This is a genomic window from Phytobacter diazotrophicus (assembly GCF_052061655.1).
Lineage (GTDB): Bacteria > Pseudomonadota > Gammaproteobacteria > Enterobacterales > Enterobacteriaceae > Phytobacter > Phytobacter diazotrophicus.
Genome location: NZ_CM125428.1, coordinates 2995160 through 3009682 on the forward strand (window position 1 = coordinate 2995160; position 14523 = coordinate 3009682).

Annotated in this window: 20 protein-coding genes and 2 pseudogenes; 9 read left to right on the plus strand and 13 right to left on the minus strand. The window is 50.0% G+C overall.

Annotation, left to right across the window (positions count from 1 at the left end; translation table 11 throughout):
• The first annotated feature begins 192 nt into the window (after positions 1–192).
• Complete coding sequence (locus ACS0RQ_RS14615; protein WP_271851192.1) at positions 193–378, plus strand: hypothetical protein; 186 nt, start codon at positions 193–195, stop codon at positions 376–378.
• A 56-nt stretch (positions 379–434) separates the two neighbouring features.
• On the opposite strand, the gene ompW is transcribed toward ACS0RQ_RS14615, so the two are convergent.
• On the minus strand, positions 435–1070 hold the full coding sequence (gene ompW, locus ACS0RQ_RS14620) for an outer membrane protein OmpW (RefSeq protein ID WP_071194075.1): 636 nt from the start codon (positions 1068–1070) through the stop codon (positions 435–437).
• Between the two features lie 281 nt (positions 1071–1351).
• On the opposite strand from ompW, the gene ACS0RQ_RS14625 reads away from it, so the two are divergent.
• From ACS0RQ_RS14625 to ACS0RQ_RS14635, 3 genes are read left to right on the plus strand one after another with little or no spacing between them, the layout of a single operon-like run.
• Positions 1352–1747, plus strand: a complete 396-nt coding sequence (locus ACS0RQ_RS14625) for a YkgJ family cysteine cluster protein (RefSeq protein WP_039076915.1) — start codon at positions 1352–1354, stop codon at positions 1745–1747.
• A 33-nt stretch (positions 1748–1780) separates the two neighbouring features.
• Positions 1781–2524 (plus strand): YciC family protein, encoded by a 744-nt coding sequence (locus ACS0RQ_RS14630; protein ID WP_271851193.1) that lies wholly within the window; start codon positions 1781–1783, stop codon positions 2522–2524.
• 41 nt (positions 2525–2565) lie between these two features.
• Positions 2566–3105: a septation protein A gene (locus tag ACS0RQ_RS14635; protein WP_039076913.1), complete on the plus strand. Its 540-nt coding sequence runs from the start codon at positions 2566–2568 to the stop codon at positions 3103–3105.
• Positions 3106–3416: 311 nt separating this feature from the next.
• Here ACS0RQ_RS14635 and ACS0RQ_RS14640 read toward each other — a convergent pair.
• A pseudogene (locus ACS0RQ_RS14640) lies at positions 3417–3746 on the minus strand (terminase small subunit); the annotation flags it as partial.
• A gap of 115 nt (positions 3747–3861) precedes the next feature.
• Between ACS0RQ_RS14640 and ACS0RQ_RS14645 the strand changes: the two are divergent.
• A complete protein-coding gene (locus tag ACS0RQ_RS14645; RefSeq protein WP_271851194.1) occupies positions 3862–4062 on the plus strand; it encodes a hypothetical protein in 201 nt (66 codons plus the stop codon).
• A 114-nt stretch (positions 4063–4176) separates the two neighbouring features.
• On the opposite strand, the gene ACS0RQ_RS14650 is transcribed toward ACS0RQ_RS14645, so the two are convergent.
• Together ACS0RQ_RS14650 and ACS0RQ_RS14655 are read right to left on the minus strand one after the other, a co-directional pair.
• Positions 4177–4377 (minus strand): hypothetical protein, encoded by a 201-nt coding sequence (locus tag ACS0RQ_RS14650; protein WP_271851195.1) that lies wholly within the window; start codon positions 4375–4377, stop codon positions 4177–4179.
• A gap of 137 nt (positions 4378–4514) precedes the next feature.
• Positions 4515–4782: pseudogene (locus ACS0RQ_RS14655) on the minus strand (tyrosine-type recombinase/integrase); the annotation flags it as partial.
• A 162-nt stretch (positions 4783–4944) separates the two neighbouring features.
• Here ACS0RQ_RS14655 and yciA point away from each other — a divergent pair.
• Positions 4945–5346, plus strand: a complete 402-nt coding sequence (gene yciA, locus ACS0RQ_RS14660) for an acyl-CoA thioester hydrolase YciA (protein ID WP_193796047.1) — start codon at positions 4945–4947, stop codon at positions 5344–5346.
• A 29-nt stretch (positions 5347–5375) separates the two neighbouring features.
• On the opposite strand, the gene tonB is transcribed toward yciA, so the two are convergent.
• Entirely contained in the window at positions 5376–6107 is a 732-nt protein-coding gene (gene tonB / locus ACS0RQ_RS14665) for a TonB system transport protein TonB (protein WP_271851959.1), read from the minus strand.
• 210 nt (positions 6108–6317) lie between these two features.
• On the opposite strand from tonB, the gene ACS0RQ_RS14670 reads away from it, so the two are divergent.
• On the plus strand, positions 6318–6614 hold the full coding sequence (locus ACS0RQ_RS14670; protein ID WP_039076911.1) for a YciI family protein: 297 nt from the start codon (positions 6318–6320) through the stop codon (positions 6612–6614).
• Between the two features lie 54 nt (positions 6615–6668).
• Here ACS0RQ_RS14670 and ACS0RQ_RS14675 read toward each other — a convergent pair whose 3' ends face one another.
• The 3 genes from ACS0RQ_RS14675 to ACS0RQ_RS14685 form a co-directional block, all read right to left on the minus strand.
• Positions 6669–7007, minus strand: a complete 339-nt coding sequence (locus tag ACS0RQ_RS14675) for an SMR family transporter (protein WP_271851960.1) — start codon at positions 7005–7007, stop codon at positions 6669–6671.
• A gap of 18 nt (positions 7008–7025) precedes the next feature.
• The gene (locus tag ACS0RQ_RS14680) at positions 7026–7643 is read right to left on the minus strand and encodes a LysE family translocator (RefSeq protein ID WP_271851961.1); all 618 of its coding nucleotides are present in this window, start codon (positions 7641–7643) and stop codon (positions 7026–7028) included.
• 66 nt (positions 7644–7709) lie between these two features.
• Positions 7710–7883, minus strand: coding sequence for a YciY family protein (locus tag ACS0RQ_RS14685; protein WP_125124753.1), 174 nt, complete (start codon positions 7881–7883; stop codon positions 7710–7712).
• 143 nt (positions 7884–8026) lie between these two features.
• Here ACS0RQ_RS14685 and cls point away from each other — a divergent pair, with 143 nt between their 5' ends.
• Positions 8027–9487: a cardiolipin synthase gene (gene cls / locus ACS0RQ_RS14690; protein WP_271851962.1), complete on the plus strand. Its 1461-nt coding sequence runs from the start codon at positions 8027–8029 to the stop codon at positions 9485–9487.
• Between the two features lie 34 nt (positions 9488–9521).
• A complete protein-coding gene (locus tag ACS0RQ_RS14695) occupies positions 9522–9851 on the plus strand; it encodes an HI1450 family dsDNA-mimic protein (RefSeq protein ID WP_039076909.1) in 330 nt (109 codons plus the stop codon).
• Positions 9852–9964: 113 nt separating this feature from the next.
• On the opposite strand, the gene tnpA is transcribed toward ACS0RQ_RS14695, so the two are convergent.
• The 5 genes from tnpA to oppB form a co-directional block, all read right to left on the minus strand.
• Entirely contained in the window at positions 9965–10423 is a 459-nt protein-coding gene (tnpA, locus tag ACS0RQ_RS14700) for an IS200/IS605 family transposase (protein ID WP_038918153.1), read from the minus strand.
• A 176-nt stretch (positions 10424–10599) separates the two neighbouring features.
• Positions 10600–11604, minus strand: a complete 1005-nt coding sequence (oppF, locus tag ACS0RQ_RS14705; RefSeq protein ID WP_039079158.1) for a murein tripeptide/oligopeptide ABC transporter ATP-binding protein OppF — start codon at positions 11602–11604, stop codon at positions 10600–10602.
• Complete coding sequence (locus tag ACS0RQ_RS14710) at positions 11601–12614, minus strand: ABC transporter ATP-binding protein (protein ID WP_071194071.1); 1014 nt, start codon at positions 12612–12614, stop codon at positions 11601–11603. Before ACS0RQ_RS14710 ends, oppF begins: the two co-directional genes overlap by 4 nt.
• Positions 12615–12625: 11 nt before the next feature.
• Entirely contained in the window at positions 12626–13534 is a 909-nt protein-coding gene (gene oppC, locus ACS0RQ_RS14715; RefSeq protein ID WP_193796042.1) for an oligopeptide ABC transporter permease OppC, read from the minus strand.
• Between the two features lie 14 nt (positions 13535–13548).
• Positions 13549–14469, minus strand: coding sequence for an oligopeptide ABC transporter permease OppB (gene oppB, locus ACS0RQ_RS14720; protein WP_039079161.1), 921 nt, complete (start codon positions 14467–14469; stop codon positions 13549–13551).
• Positions 14470–14523: the final 54 nt, after the last annotated feature.

A 14523-nucleotide genomic window follows, 5' to 3' on the forward strand; every position in this document is an offset into this window, starting at 1 on the left:
TTCATCCGGTGGCTGACTGTTAACTACAACACAATCCTGACTCACGACGGCTATCGCAGGTCAATTCTGCATTGCCTGCATAACGCTAAGGTTTAATAATGTCGCGGATATGTGGGACACGGATGACAGTAAACAACGTAGCGTATTCATCATCCGTCAGACGTTGATGTCGTTAATGGGAAGGATGTCCATATGCTTAATAAAGCCGCATTGATAAGAGGCTGGTTTACAATTGCGACGATTTTCACCTGTTTTACCCTTGGCAGTTATATAGGCCATTATTATTTTGCCGGTTCACGTATTCCATGGCTTATAGGGGTTATTGCCGCAATACTCATCAATTGGGGATCGTACGGTGTGCTGAAAAAACTTAACTGAATTTCTCGTTGATAAAAACTGGCCACCCTTATGCGGCCAGTTTTCTATAGCAGCTGTCAGAAGCGATAGCCAGCAGCAAACATAAATACCCACGGATCGAGACGCGTACTCACGCTTTGCTGCGCGCCTCCCGCTTTAAAGCGAACGTCCGTATCAATATCCATGTACCAGACCGAGGCATTAATCAGCCAGTTACGGTTAATTAAATAATCCACCCCTACCTGTCCTGCCGCGCCCCAGGAATTTTTCAGGCTCAAATCAGAAAGTCCAGCCGATTTACCCGTATCGTTGAATTTTTCATCAAAGAACATGGTGTAGTTGATACCCGCACCGATATACGGGCGGACTTTACTTGCGGCATCACCAAAATACCACTGTGCCATCAACGTTGGGGGCAAATGGTGAACGGTTGCGATATTACCGGTTGGGCCGGTTCCTACTTTATGACGAAACGGGGTCGCTGCCAGTAATTCCACGCCAACGTTGTCCGTTGCCATATACGTCATGGTCAGGCCAAGCTGGGTATTATTATCGACGTTAAAACTTCCCAGACTCCCTAACACATTATCCGACCCCGCCGTCGGTCTCACAGTCGCGGAACCGGCACGCATGAAAAATTCACCCGCTTCATGCGCATACGCACCTGCGGAAAGACTGCTGAGGATCAATGCTGCCACGGCTAATTTATTCATATCCACTCCATGTATGTGGTTTTTCATAGGCGCCGTGAATATACCTATAAATAAGTACATCGTGATCCAATCTGGATCACATTACATTCGTTAATTTAACATTTATTGATCTGAGTTAATTTTGGTTGCCAGTTCACACACTTAGTTTTTGTATTCACATCAATTTTGCCGTTTAAGCTTGGCAAAAAAATCGTTACCGACCTCTCTTGCCGATGCGTGTTCGTGGGTCTACTTTAATGAACTCACAATTTGAATTGATGCGTAGTTATTGCAGGTGTGCCATGAGTGATCTCAACCCGTGCATGTCGTGCGGAGCCTGTTGTGCTTATTTTCGTGTCTCTTTCTACTGGGCCGAGGCGGATGACGCTGGAGGTTCCGTACCGGCTCAACTGACTGAGCCTGTCACCCCTTTTTTACGCTGTATGCGCGGAACCAATCAGAAGCGAAGCCATTGTGTCGCGCTGGAAGGCATTCCGGGTGAGTCAGCACGTTGCCGTATTTATGAGCAACGACCATCTCCGTGCCGCGAATTTATGATGTCCGGCGAGAATGATGAGGCCAATGAGGCCTGCGATCGCGCCCGTGCGTATTACGGATTACCACCGCTTTACAAAGATATGCTTTTCCATACATCCACGGAGGCTGCCACCGATGACGCTTTCAGGGTACAATTGTGATGAATTTAACATTGCAGAACTCAAGGAGAGTGCATGTCTATCACGGCAGAATCCGTTTACCGTGACACGGGGAATTTTTTTCGTAATCAGTTTGTTACCATTTTACTGATTGCACTTCTATGTGCATTTATTACAGTGCTGTTAGGGCGCGTCTTTTCGCCCAGTGACGCCCAGCTTTCGATCCTGGGTGAAGGTGATTATCTGGCGGAAAGCACCGGGTTGTTCGACCTGGTCCGCAATATGACGCCGGAACAGCAGCAGGTATTGTTACGCTTATCAGCGGCAGCCACCTTCTCCGGTTTGATCGGGAATGCCATCCTGGCGGGCAGCACGTTGATGATGATCCGGATGATCTCAGCAGGGCAACGCGTTAGCGCGCTTCGTGCTATCGGTGCCAGTGCGCCGGTTTTGCCCGCGCTGTTTATCCTGTTCATGTTGACAACCTTTATGGTGCAAATTGGCATGATGTTCATCTTCGTACCCGGCGTATTACTGGCTATTTTGCTGGCGTTCGCACCGGTGATGATGGTTCAGGATCGCGCGGGCGTCTTCTCGGCGATGCGCGGCAGTATGCGTCTGGGCTGGAACAATATGCGTCTGGTTGCGCCTGCGGTCATCGGCTGGTTGCTGGCAAAAATCGTACTGTTGATGTTTGCACATAATTTAGCGTTTCTCACGCCGGAAATCGGTGCGGTGGTCGCAAACACGGTGAGCAACATGATATCTGTCGCTTTGCTCATTTATCTGTTTCGCCTGTATATGCTGATACGTCAGTGATTTTTCGCCTGCGAAAGCGGGCAATTTAACGGAACCGTAGAATGAAGCAGTTTCTTGATTTTCTCCCACTGGTAGTGTTTTTCGCTTTTTACAAGCTGTATGACATTTATGCCGCGACGACAGCCTTGATCATCGCTACAGCTGTTGTCCTGATTTATAGCTGGGTGCGTTACCGTAAAGTCGAAAAAATGGCGCTGATTACTTTTGTACTGGTGGCCGTTTTCGGTGGACTGACGATTTTCTTCCACAATGACGAATTCATTAAATGGAAAGTCACGGTTATCTACGCCCTGTTTGCCGGCGCGTTGCTGTTTAGCCAGTGGGTAATGAAAAAACCACTAATCCAGCGCATGCTTGGGAAAGAGCTCACCCTGCCGCCAGTAGTATGGGAGCGCCTCAACCTTGCATGGGCACTATTTTTCATCCTTTGTGGTCTGGCCAATATTTATATCGCCTTCTGGCTACCACAAAATATCTGGGTGAATTTCAAAGTGTTTGGCTTAACAGCGCTGACCCTTATCTTTACCGTATTAAGCGGTGTATATATCTATCGTCACATGCCGCAGGACGATAAACCATAACTCAAAATTAAAACCAATGATTTCAATGAATTAATTGTTTTATTGGTGTGTGAAAAATCTTATAAGCACGCTATCGTGTCAACATTAAACGAAGCGTGCTTCTTTTTTGATAATGTTGCTACTCATTACATCGCGACAGTCGTCTTTATCTCGCCCCTCCGCCAACAAAAATCCTCCCTTCCAGCCCCTTATTTAACCTTTTCGTTCGACATTTCAGGAGTTCATCTTCTTTGAATCTGTCTGAATGAAGGTACTCATTGCGGGCGATTCGCCCAGACGCAAACGCGCTAAGAATACCAGGCTTATCTTGCGATTTCGAGTCCGGTAAGCGTGGTTTGCCACGACCGTGGCCACAGGCGAATCGCTTTCAGGTTCCCAGCCTGATTGAGGAAGTCCAGAATATCCATCTGGTCGATTTCAACCAAACGCCGGAGCACACAATCAGCATCAATACCGACAACTTCGCTGCCGCTTCACTTTTAGAGCGGCGATCCTGTTTAGGATGTCAAATTTTGACACGTTCTGGGCAGCAATACGGTTTGCAGTTTTGACGCTGTACCCAGCCGAATAGCTGCTTGCATGGCGTTTAAATCAATGAGGTACTCGCGACAGAACCTGCCCTGTTTTGCGTTGAGTGCCATTAACAAGCCCCTATTATGGAAGAGGATTATTTATATATGTTACGAAATAAAAAAGGTAAAACAGCATATAGAATGGATCATCCGTGAACGCAAAATCAGTACCAGGCCAGGAACTATGCACGGTAATGTGACAATTATCAGTCTAGAGCAGAGCCTCTTTGCCTACGATAATCTTCTGGAAAACATGGACGTAAACGGCAATGTAGATACTGTAAAAGATGATCTTAAAGGAATTGATGTCACCGCAGATTTGATTGAAAAAATTAAATTGAGCATTTCAGGAACCCGTTGGGCTCTATTAAATGCCCGCCATTAGGCGGCCCTGGAAGCACAGCGTTCCCCAGGCTCACAACAGAAAGATCTCGTTAAGATGCATGCATGCAATAAAAACCCCGCTATAGCGAGGCTGCAATCGACTGAAATGTCAGAATTACGACACTTTTAAAGCATCAGCTATAGCATCAGTGAGAGCTTTAATTTGCTGTGCAACATGTTGCATTTCTCTATCTGCTTTGCATGCCGCAGCAGCGTCATAGCGTCCAACAGATACCCTTGCAATTTCTAATGCTGCTTTTACCACTTCTGCTCGATTATTCTCTTCGATTGTATTCGGTATATACTTGTCAAGCATTACAACCTCCTTTTCATAAACAGTCCGTAGAATAATCTTAAGATTTATCTGAATAAAGCATAATTACAGATATACACTGAATACCTACCATTTTTTGCAGTGCCCATGCCCTTGAGTCATCAAATCGGTTCGCCTGGTCAAAGACCATAGCCAATGATGGTTGTTAAATGATGCTGCCAGATACCTAACCCTTCATACTGATCGTCCATATAACCATGCAGGTTGTATCTGACCATCACTCTTCAATCTGATGCCCCAGCAGTTTTTCAATGACGTGCGCAGGGGCTACTAATTCAGATAATCGCGTAGCAACAGTCCTTCTTAAATCGTGAAGAGACTAAGGTTTCATGCCGTTTTTATTATGACCTGAGTTGAATTGGTAGACACCAGCGTTTGCCCCGGCGGGATATATTGCTTATCCCTGAAACGATAAACCCTGAGTGGCACATAAAAAAACCGGGCACTGCCCGGTTTTTTTTCTACATATCAGCTTATCTAATTGTTTTCAGCCATAAATCCATAGTAGCATCCCGCCAGAATTCCCCCTTCTTTATTGATGAGATAACCATGTCTAACACTCAGGATGCACCGCAGGGCGAACTTGTTCTGCGCACACTGGCAATGCCGGCAGACACCAATGCAAACGGTGATATTTTTGGCGGCTGGCTGATGTCGCAGATGGATATGGGCGGAGCAATCCTTGCTAAAGAGATCGCTCACGGACGCGTCGTCACTGTCCGCGTCGATGGTATGACTTTCCTGCGCCCGGTCGCTGTGGGCGATGTGGTGTGCTGTTATGCGCGCTGTGTGAAACGCGGTAATACGTCGGTTACCATCAACGTCGAAGTCTGGATTAAAAAGGTTGCCTCAGAACCTATTGGTCAACGTTATAAAGCCACGGACGCACTGTTTATTTATGTTGCCGTGGATAACGACGGCAAACCGCGACCACTGCCCGTGCAGGCATAAAAAAAGCCTCCATCTGGAGGCTTCCTTGCTTAATCCATTGTCGCGCCACCGTCCATACGGAAGATAATGTTAACCGTGATGCCGGTGCCCGGCTTACCCGGTTCATAACGCCATTTACGCATGGCCGTTTTCACCTCGCGCTCAAACATATTCGCCGGCTGCGCTGAAAGAATTTCCACGTTGTCGATACGTCCATCCTGCAATACGTCAAATTTCACGCGAACACGTCCTTCGATACGTAAGGCTTGTGCACGCGGCGGATATTGAGGCTGGGTGCGGCTTAATGCGCGCGGGCCTGCCGGTACCGATGGCACAGGTTTGGTGGCGATAGCTGGCGCGTTATTCATCGCCGGGCGTGGCGGTGCGTTACTTTCTACCGGTGCCGCCGGGCGGGGTTCTACCGGTTTTGCTTCACGCTTAGGCTGCTCGACTTTTTTCTCCGGTTTCGGCTTCGGTTTAGGTTTTGGCTTCGGTTCAGGTTTGTGGATCACCACCGGCGCTTCTTTTGGCGGCTCGGGAACGGGTTCCGGCTCGGGTTCCGGCTCCACAACAGGTTCTGGTGGTGGCTGCACCGCCTGTGGCGGCTCCAGCTCTGCCGGTGTCACCATGGTCACCGTAATCGGCGTAGCGGGTGCCGGTAATTCAATAACCTGATGTACCGAGGCATACAAGATGGCCGCCACGACAGCGCCATGCATACCGACGGACAACAGTGTCGGCCAGGGAAAGCGACGGGGTAAATCAAGGGCCATTGAAGTCATAATCGTTTCAGTTGAAAAAGCAAAGCTAGATTCTAAATGCAAATAGCAATCATATTCAACCAGCCATCGCATCTACCCCGGTTTTTGCGCGCATACGGTTAAAAAAAGCGCACACTGAAAGAGGATATTCACGCACCATCATCTTTGCGTTGCAGGCATTTATGGATTCACATAACGTAGTTGTTTTCTCATGATGAAGGAGCCCTACCCGTGCTTTATGTAATTTTTTCACAGGACGTCGCTGATTCCCTCGAAAAACGCCTTTCCGTGCGCCCGGCTCATCTGGCACGTCTGCAATTGCTGCATGACGAAGGGCGTTTATTAACGGCAGGCCCTATGCCAGCCGTAGACAGTAACGATCCGGGTGCGGCGGGTTTTACCGGTTCAACCGTCATCGCTGAATTTGAATCTCTGGAAGCGGCGCAGTCCTGGGCCGACGCGGACCCGTACGTCGCGGCAGGTGTTTACCAGCACGTCATCGTTAAGCCGTTTAAGAAAGTGTTCTGACTGTCAGAAATAACAAAGGGGTAAGCGTCATAATACCCCTTTGATTTATCCGTTTTAATGGGCAATCGTTTTTGAAAACAAATTAATAATAACCACGCCGGCAATAATTAACCCCATCCCCAGCATCGCCGGAAAATCCAGTTTCTGCCCGTGAATAATCCAGCCCACTGTACCAATTAATACAATCCCTACCCCGGACCAGACGGCGTAAATCACCCCGGTAGGTATAGTGCGCATTGGGATTGTCAGACACCAGAATGCAATACAATAGCCAACAATACTGATGATGCTGGGCACCAGGCGGGTAAAGCTATCGGAACTTTTAAGCGCAGTAGTCGCAATGACTTCACTGACGATCGCCAGGGCGAGAAAAATAATGGCTTCTTTATTCATGGTTATCCAAAGGCGAAATTAACGTTTACTTAGCGCAAGGCGGGTTGCGAAGAGCAAAAACACAACGCCGGTTGTGCGATCCATCCAGCGTATAACGGCTTCTTTACGTAAAAATGATGACAGTGGGCGCGTCGCCGCGATTAACGTTGTTGACCATATGGTTCCCAGCACCACATGAATCATCACCTGGCCAAATGTCCAAATAATAAGCGGCTGCCCATGCGGAATAAACTGTGGCAAAAAAGAGACGTAGAAAATACCCATTTTGGGATTCAGTACATTGCCTAACATGCCACGAATAAACCAGTTCTGCTTTTTATCTTCACCCGCAACAGAGAAAACAGCGCTACGCGGGCGAATGAGCATATTCACGCCCAGCCAGCATAAATAGGCAGCGCCACAATATTTGAGAATAGAGTATGCCAGTTCCGACACCGCAACTAATGCCCCAAGGCCGAAGGCAACGGCAGCCCCCCAGATGAGACAACCGGTGTTAATGCCGAAGGCTGCTTTAAATGCCTGACTCCGGCCCTCCACCGCAGCAGTACGTAAAATTAGTGCGGTATCGAGACCCGGTGTGAGCGTCAGCAGCGTCGCCGCAAGGGTAAAAGCAATCAAACTATCAATAACAGACATGCAGTATTCACCCTTTTTGATAAAGCGATAAAAAAACAATGGGCACCATAAAGGTGCCCAGAACCATCAGAACCCGTAAAAATCAAAAACTAACGCGTTGCGATGCCGATTAAGAATACACTTTCTTATCGCGTGGATACGCATATTGCGACGGGACTGCCCTTCCAACCAGCGCGCCTTGCGACGACTGGCCTGCCGGGACATACGCCAGCGCCCCACTTCCGTTCTACTACGCTTCATTTCTACGACTCTTTCTTAACAAAGAACCCCCATTATAAACCCTGGACGTCACCAGACCAGTCCTTTTCAGCGCCGTTTTTGTTTGCCAGATGAGTCCTTATGCGTAAACTCCTTATATCAGATTTTCAAAAGGATTTTTTGTTATGACAACCTTCTACACGGTTGTGAGTTGGCTGATCATTTTGGGCTACTGGCTGCTCATCGCTGGTGTAACGTTGCGCATCCTAATGAAGCGCCGTGCGGTCCCTTCTGCCATGGCATGGCTGCTGATTATTTATATTCTCCCTCTGGTGGGGATTATTGCGTACCTGTCCGTTGGGGAACTACATCTTGGTAAGCGCCGAGCTGAGCGCGCTCGTGCAATGTGGCCATCCACTGCCAAGTGGTTAAAAGACCTTAAGACGTATCACCATATTTTCGCGACTGAAAACAGCAGCGTCGCCACTTCTCTGTTCAAACTCTGCGAACGGCGTCAGGGCATTGCGGGCGTGAAAGGTAATCAGCTCCAGTTGCTCACCTCCTCAGATGACGTGATGCAGGCATTGATCCGCGACATTCAGCTAGCCCGCCATAACATCGAGATGGTGTTTTATATCTGGCAGCCAGGAGGAATGGCCGATCAGGTCGCCGAATCCTTGATGGCGGCGGCCCGCCGTGGTGTGCATTGCCGTTTAATGCTCGATTCAGCAGGCAGCGTGGCGTTCTTCCGCAGTCCGTGGGCCGGCATGCTGCGCAATTCAGGTATTGAAGTGGTCGAATCGTTAAAAGTTAATCTGATGCGTGTGTTTCTGCGTCGGATGGACCTGCGCCAGCACCGCAAGATGATCCTTATTGATAATTACATCGCCTATACCGGCAGTATGAACATGGTGGACCCCCGCTTCTTCAAACAGGATGCAGGCGTCGGTCAATGGGTCGATTTAATGGCAAGGATGGAAGGCCCGGTGTCTACTGCGATGGGGATCGTCTACTCCTGCGACTGGGAGATAGAAACCGGGAAACGCATCCTCCCACCGCCACCGGATGCCAATATCATGCCGTTTGAGCAGGCCAGCGGGCACACAATCCACACCATTGCCTCTGGTCCGGGGTTCCCGGAAGACCTTATTCACCAGGCATTATTGACCGCGGTTTATGCCTCGCGCGAATACCTGATTATGACGACGCCCTATTTCGTCCCCAGCGATGATCTTCTGCATGCCATTTGTACCGCCGCGCAACGAGGCGTTGACGTCAGTATTATCCTGCCGCGTAAGAATGACTCGGTGCTGGTTGGCTGGGCAAGCCGGGCCTTTTTCACCGAACTACTGGCTGCGGGGGTAAAAATCTATCAGTTTGAAGGCGGACTTCTGCATACGAAAAGCGTGCTGGTCGATGGCGAGTTAAGCCTCGTGGGAACAGTGAACCTTGATATGCGTAGTCTGTGGCTTAATTTTGAGATTACACTGGTTATCGACGATACCGGCTTTGGCAGCGATCTGGCCGCCGTGCAGGATGATTATATTTCGCGGTCTCGCTTGCTGGACGCACGACTGTGGGTTAAACGACCGTTCTGGCACCGGATTGCAGAACGACTGTTTTACTTCTTTAGCCCATTGCTGTAAAACGTGCCCAAATGATATTAAACAGGTAGTCATTATGGAAATGGATCTGAACAACCGCCTGAGCGAAGACGAAACGCTGGAGCAGGCTTACGATATTTTTCTCGAACTTGCGGCGGATAATCTCGACCCGGCAGATATCATTCTGTTCAATCTTCAGTTTGAAGAGCGTGGCGGTGCGGAATTGTTTGATCCCAGCGAAGACTGGCAAGAGCATGTTGATTACGATCTGAACCCGGACTTTTTCGCCGAGGTGGTGATTGGCCTCGCGGATAGCGACGGTGGCGAAATCAACGATGTCTTTGCCCGCGTACTGCTCTGTCGCGAGAAAGATCATAAGTTATGCCACATTCTCTGGCGCGAGTAGTAAAAATAAATATCCTCCGGCATAGCCGGAGGTTTTTCAGATGCGCCTGTAAGGCTCTGTTACCAGCCGCGCCCTAACAGGCGCATACGATCTGACATTTGCATCAAACTTCCTTACTTACGGCCCGTAAACGGGCTGCCCGGATAAGGGATCGACAACTGCTCACCCATTTTATCCTCTTCAAGCTGGTGCTTTATGTATTCCTGTATCTTCGCTGTGTTCTTCCCTACCGTATCCACGTAGTATCCCCGACACCAGAACTCCCTGTTCCTGTATTTGAATTTCAGATCTCCAAACTGCTCATAAAGCATCAGACTGCTTTTCCCTTTCAGATATCCCATAAAGCCGGATACGCTCATTTTGGGCGGGATTTCCACAAGCATATGGATATGATCTGCACAGCATTCAGCTTCCAGGATCCGTACGTTTTTCCACTCACACAGCTTTCTTAAAATGCTGCCTATCGCCAGACGTTTCTCTCCGTAGAACGCCTGTCTTCGGTATTTCGGCGCAAAAACTATGTGATATTTACAGTTCCATCGGGTGTGCGCTAAGCTCTTTTCGTCCCCCATCGGGACCCCCTTTTGATTTCTTGTTGAACTTTTGCAGTTGCCAGACCGCAAGCTGTTTTAACAAATCAAAAGGGGTTTTAATAACTGGCTTAAAGCTGAAAGCTTTCCGGAACCCCCAGCCTAGCTGGGGGTTTTCTATAGACAAGAAAAGGCTGACTTTCGTCAGCCTTTTTCATTTAGAGCGGGTCAACCTTAAGGCACGAGACCGCATGGCGGAAGCTACCTTCCAGCACCGGGCGCGTCTGCGCGCACTCGGGTCCGGCAATCGGGCAACGCGTACGGAACACGCAGCCCGACGGCGGGTTGATTGGTGAAGGCAAATCCCCTTCCAGCAACTGAATCTGCTTGTTCTTTTCCAGATCCGGGTCAGGGATTGGTACAGCAGACATCAGCGCTTTGGTATAAGGGTGCTGCGGATTGTGGTACACCTCGTCATAGGTACCCAGTTCCACCGCGTGGCCCAAATACATGACCAGCACGCGATCGGAGATGTGCTTCACCACCGCGAGATCGTGGGCGATAAAGATCAGCGACAACCCCATTTCCCGCTGCAGTTTTTGCAGCAAGTTGACCACCTGCGCCTGGATTGACACGTCCAGTGCAGAAACCGGTTCGTCACAGATAATCAGCTTCGGTTCGAGGATCAGCGCACGGGCAATGCCGATACGCTGACACTGACCGCCTGAGAATTCGTGCGGGTAGCGGTTAATCAGGTTTGGCAGCAGGCCCACTTTCATCATCATGGCTTTGACGCGGTCACGCACTTCCTGACGCGGCATTTTCGGATGATAAGTACGCAGCGGTTCCGCGATGATTTCGCCAATGGTCATACGCGGATTCAGCGATGCCAGCGGGTCCTGGAAAATCATCTGAATGTCACTGCGCACGTCGCGCCATTCATCAGGCTTCATCCCGAGCAAATCTTTGCCCAGCCAGGCCACTTTGCCGTCAGTTGCTTTGACAAGCCCAATAATCGCACGGGCAAAGGTCGACTTCCCGCAACCGGATTCGCCCACCACGCCAAGGGTTTCCCCTTCATACAGACGCAGCGTAACGCCGTCTACCGCTTTCAGTGTTTTGGATGGCTGCCAGAACCATTGCTTACCGTCTTTTATGTCGAAATGGACTTTCAGGTCAGCAATTTCCAGGAGTACTTTTCTTTCTTCTGTGACGGCATTCATACCAGTTCCTCCACCGGCTTAAAGCAGGCGCGCAAACGTCCTGGGGCAAACTCCTCCAGCGGCGGAGCACTGTTACAGATTTCCATCGCATGCGGGCAACGCGGCTGGAACGGACACCCTTTGGGCAACCGCAGCAGGTTCGGCGGGTTACCAGGGATGGTCAGCAACTCTTCACCTTCGGCGTCGAGGCGCGGTACCGCATTGAGCAGACCGATCGAATAGGGATGCGCCGGATGGTAGAACACATCGCGCGCCACGCCGTATTCCATAGTACGCCCGGCGTACATCACCAGCACTTTGTCACAGATGCCTGCTACAACGCCGAGATCGTGGGTGATCATGATAATGGCAGTGTTGAATTCACGTTTAAGCTCATTGAGTAACGTCATGATCTGCGCCTGTACGGTCACGTCCAGCGCGGTAGTCGGTTCGTCGGCAATGAGCAGTTTTGGCCGGCACATTAATGCCATAGCAATCATTACGCGCTGGCGCATCCCGCCGGAAAACTCATGCGGGTACATGCGCATACGCTTGCGCGCTTCCGGCATTTTCACGGCGTCGAGCATTTTGACCGACTCTTCAAATGCTTCGGCCTTACCCATGCCTTTATGCAGCATCAGCACTTCCATTAACTGCTCACCGACCCGCATATACGGATTCAGTGAGGTCATCGGGTCCTGGAAGATCATGGAAATCTGCTCGGCACGCAATTTGTTCAGCGCATGCTCAGGCAAGTTCAGAATCTCTTTGCCATTGAATTTCGCCGAACCACCAATACGCCCGTTCGATGCCAGCAGGCCCATCAGTGCAAATGCGGTCTGAGATTTACCCGAACCCGATTCACCCACAATGCCGAGAGTCTCACCGGCACGCAGGCTAAAGTTCAGGTCGTTTACCGCCGTAACGTCACCGTCCGGGGTTTTAAATGTCACACGCAGATCGTTAACATCCAGAAGAATGCCCGAATGCTGCTGCGCCTGTGGCGCCAATGAGGTTTCATGCTTGCTCATAACAGCACTCCTTAACGATCTTTCGGGTCGAGAGCATCACGCAGCCCATCGCCGATAAAGTTGAAACAGAATAACGTTACCACCAGGAAGCCTGCAGGAAACAGCAGTAGCCACGGGGAAACTTCCATCGAGTTTGCGCCATCACTGAGCAATGCGCCCCAACTGCTTAATGGCTCTTGCGTCCCCAAACCAAGGAAGCTCAGGAACGATTCGAAAAGAATCATGCTCGGCACCAATAGCGAGGCATACACCACCACGACACCCAGTACGTTGGGAACAATATGGCGAATGACAATATTGCCCGTCGATACACCGCCTACCTGAGCCGCTTCGATAAACTCTTTACGTTTGAGACTCAGCGTTTGACCACGGACGATACGCGCCATATCCAGCCAGGAAACCATACCGATAGCGACAAAAATGAGCAGGATGTTTTGCCCGAAGAAAGTCACCAGCAGGATAACGAAGAACATAAACGGGAATGAGTTGAGGATCTCAAGCAGACGCATCATCACAGAGTCCACTTTACCCCCGAGGTAACCGGACAGTGATCCGTAAAGTGTTCCCAGGATAACCGCAACCAGCGCGGCAGCGATACCGACCATAAGCGAAATACGCCCACCAATGGCTACGCGCACCAGGAGATCGCGGCCGGATGAATCCGTCCCGAAATAGTGCCCGGAGGTTGTATCAGGCGCACTGGACATCATGCCCCAGTCCGTATCGAAATAGCTAAACTGCGATAGCATCGGCGCCAGGGTCACGAAAAGCGCGATAAAGAACAAGACGACAAGGCTGGCGACCGCTGCACGGTTGTGCATAAAGCGACGTCGTGCATCCTGCCACAGACTGCGACCTTCTACTTCCAGTTTTTCACTGAAGTTTTCCAGCGCCTCGCTGTTTTTTTTACTTAACATCATGGCGTACTCCAGTGTTAATAACGAATTTTCGGATCGATAACGGCATACAGCACATCGACAATCGCGTTAAATACAATAGTTAACGTCCCTACCAGTATGGTCAAACTTAATACCAGCGAGTAATCGCGGTTCAATGCGCCATTCACAAACAACTGGCCGATACCAGGTAAACCGTAAATCGTTTCGATAACCATTGAGCCTGTGATAATACCGACGAAAGCAGGCCCCATATAGGAAAGCACGGGCAACAATGCGGGTTTCAGCGCATGGCGGAAAATAATGCGGCGCATCGGTAAGCCTTTCGCTCGTGCGGTACGGATAAAGTTTGAATGCAGTACTTCAATCATCGAGCCACGCGTTATGCGCGCAATACTGGCGATATAGGCCAGAGATAATGCGACCATCGGCAGGATCATGAATTTTGGCGCGCCGCCATTCCATCCCCCGGCGGGTAACCATTTAAGCGTGATGGCGAAAATCATCACCAGCAGCGGAGCGACAACGAAGCTCGGTATCACAACCCCGGTCATCGCCAGCCCCATCACGGAATAGTCCCATCTGGTATTTTGTTTCAGCGCGGCAATGACGCCCGCACTCACGCCAAAAATCACCGCCAGTAAAAACGCCGCAGCGCCTAATTTCGCAGAAACAGGGAAGCTGGCCGCGACCAGATCATTCACCGTGTAATCTTTGTATTTAAATGACGGCCCAAAATCACCGTGCGCGAGCTGTTTCAGATAGCTGGCGTACTGGGTCAGAATCGGATCGTTCAGATGATATTTCGCTTCGATATTCGCCATGACTTCTGGCGGCAGCGTACGCTCACCGGTAAAAGGACTACCCGGCGCAAGACGCATCATAAAGAATGAGATAGTAATAAGAATAAATAGCGTCGGAATCGCTTCCAGACAGCGACGTAGGATAAATTTCAACATTGCCCGTACCTTCTGGCCTGTGCCTTTGTAGTGCGATGAAATAAGACACTGTGG

Coding starts and splice junctions, on each gene's coding strand:
- ACS0RQ_RS14615 (WP_271851192.1), top strand. CDS start 193: ATGCTTAATAAAGCCGCATTGATAAGAGGCTGGTTTACAATTGCGACG.
- ompW (WP_071194075.1), bottom strand. CDS start 1,070: ATGAATAAATTAGCCGTGGCAGCATTGATCCTCAGCAGTCTTTCCGCA.
- ACS0RQ_RS14625 (WP_039076915.1), top strand. CDS start 1,352: ATGAGTGATCTCAACCCGTGCATGTCGTGCGGAGCCTGTTGTGCTTAT.
- ACS0RQ_RS14630 (WP_271851193.1), top strand. CDS start 1,781: ATGTCTATCACGGCAGAATCCGTTTACCGTGACACGGGGAATTTTTTT.
- ACS0RQ_RS14635 (WP_039076913.1), top strand. CDS start 2,566: ATGAAGCAGTTTCTTGATTTTCTCCCACTGGTAGTGTTTTTCGCTTTT.
- ACS0RQ_RS14645 (WP_271851194.1), top strand. CDS start 3,862: ATGCACGGTAATGTGACAATTATCAGTCTAGAGCAGAGCCTCTTTGCC.
- ACS0RQ_RS14650 (WP_271851195.1), bottom strand. CDS start 4,377: ATGCTTGACAAGTATATACCGAATACAATCGAAGAGAATAATCGAGCA.
- yciA (WP_193796047.1), top strand. CDS start 4,945: ATGTCTAACACTCAGGATGCACCGCAGGGCGAACTTGTTCTGCGCACA.
- tonB (WP_271851959.1), bottom strand. CDS start 6,107: ATGACTTCAATGGCCCTTGATTTACCCCGTCGCTTTCCCTGGCCGACA.
- ACS0RQ_RS14675 (WP_271851960.1), bottom strand. CDS start 7,007: ATGAATAAAGAAGCCATTATTTTTCTCGCCCTGGCGATCGTCAGTGAA.
- ACS0RQ_RS14680 (WP_271851961.1), bottom strand. CDS start 7,643: ATGTCTGTTATTGATAGTTTGATTGCTTTTACCCTTGCGGCGACGCTG.
- ACS0RQ_RS14685 (WP_125124753.1), bottom strand. CDS start 7,883: ATGAAGCGTAGTAGAACGGAAGTGGGGCGCTGGCGTATGTCCCGGCAG.
- cls (WP_271851962.1), top strand. CDS start 8,027: ATGACAACCTTCTACACGGTTGTGAGTTGGCTGATCATTTTGGGCTAC.
- ACS0RQ_RS14695 (WP_039076909.1), top strand. CDS start 9,522: ATGGAAATGGATCTGAACAACCGCCTGAGCGAAGACGAAACGCTGGAG.
- tnpA (WP_038918153.1), bottom strand. CDS start 10,423: ATGGGGGACGAAAAGAGCTTAGCGCACACCCGATGGAACTGTAAATAT.
- oppF (WP_039079158.1), bottom strand. CDS start 11,604: ATGAATGCCGTCACAGAAGAAAGAAAAGTACTCCTGGAAATTGCTGAC.
- ACS0RQ_RS14710 (WP_071194071.1), bottom strand. CDS start 12,614: ATGAGCAAGCATGAAACCTCATTGGCGCCACAGGCGCAGCAGCATTCG.
- oppC (WP_193796042.1), bottom strand. CDS start 13,534: ATGATGTTAAGTAAAAAAAACAGCGAGGCGCTGGAAAACTTCAGTGAA.
- oppB (WP_039079161.1), bottom strand. CDS start 14,469: ATGTTGAAATTTATCCTACGTCGCTGTCTGGAAGCGATTCCGACGCTA.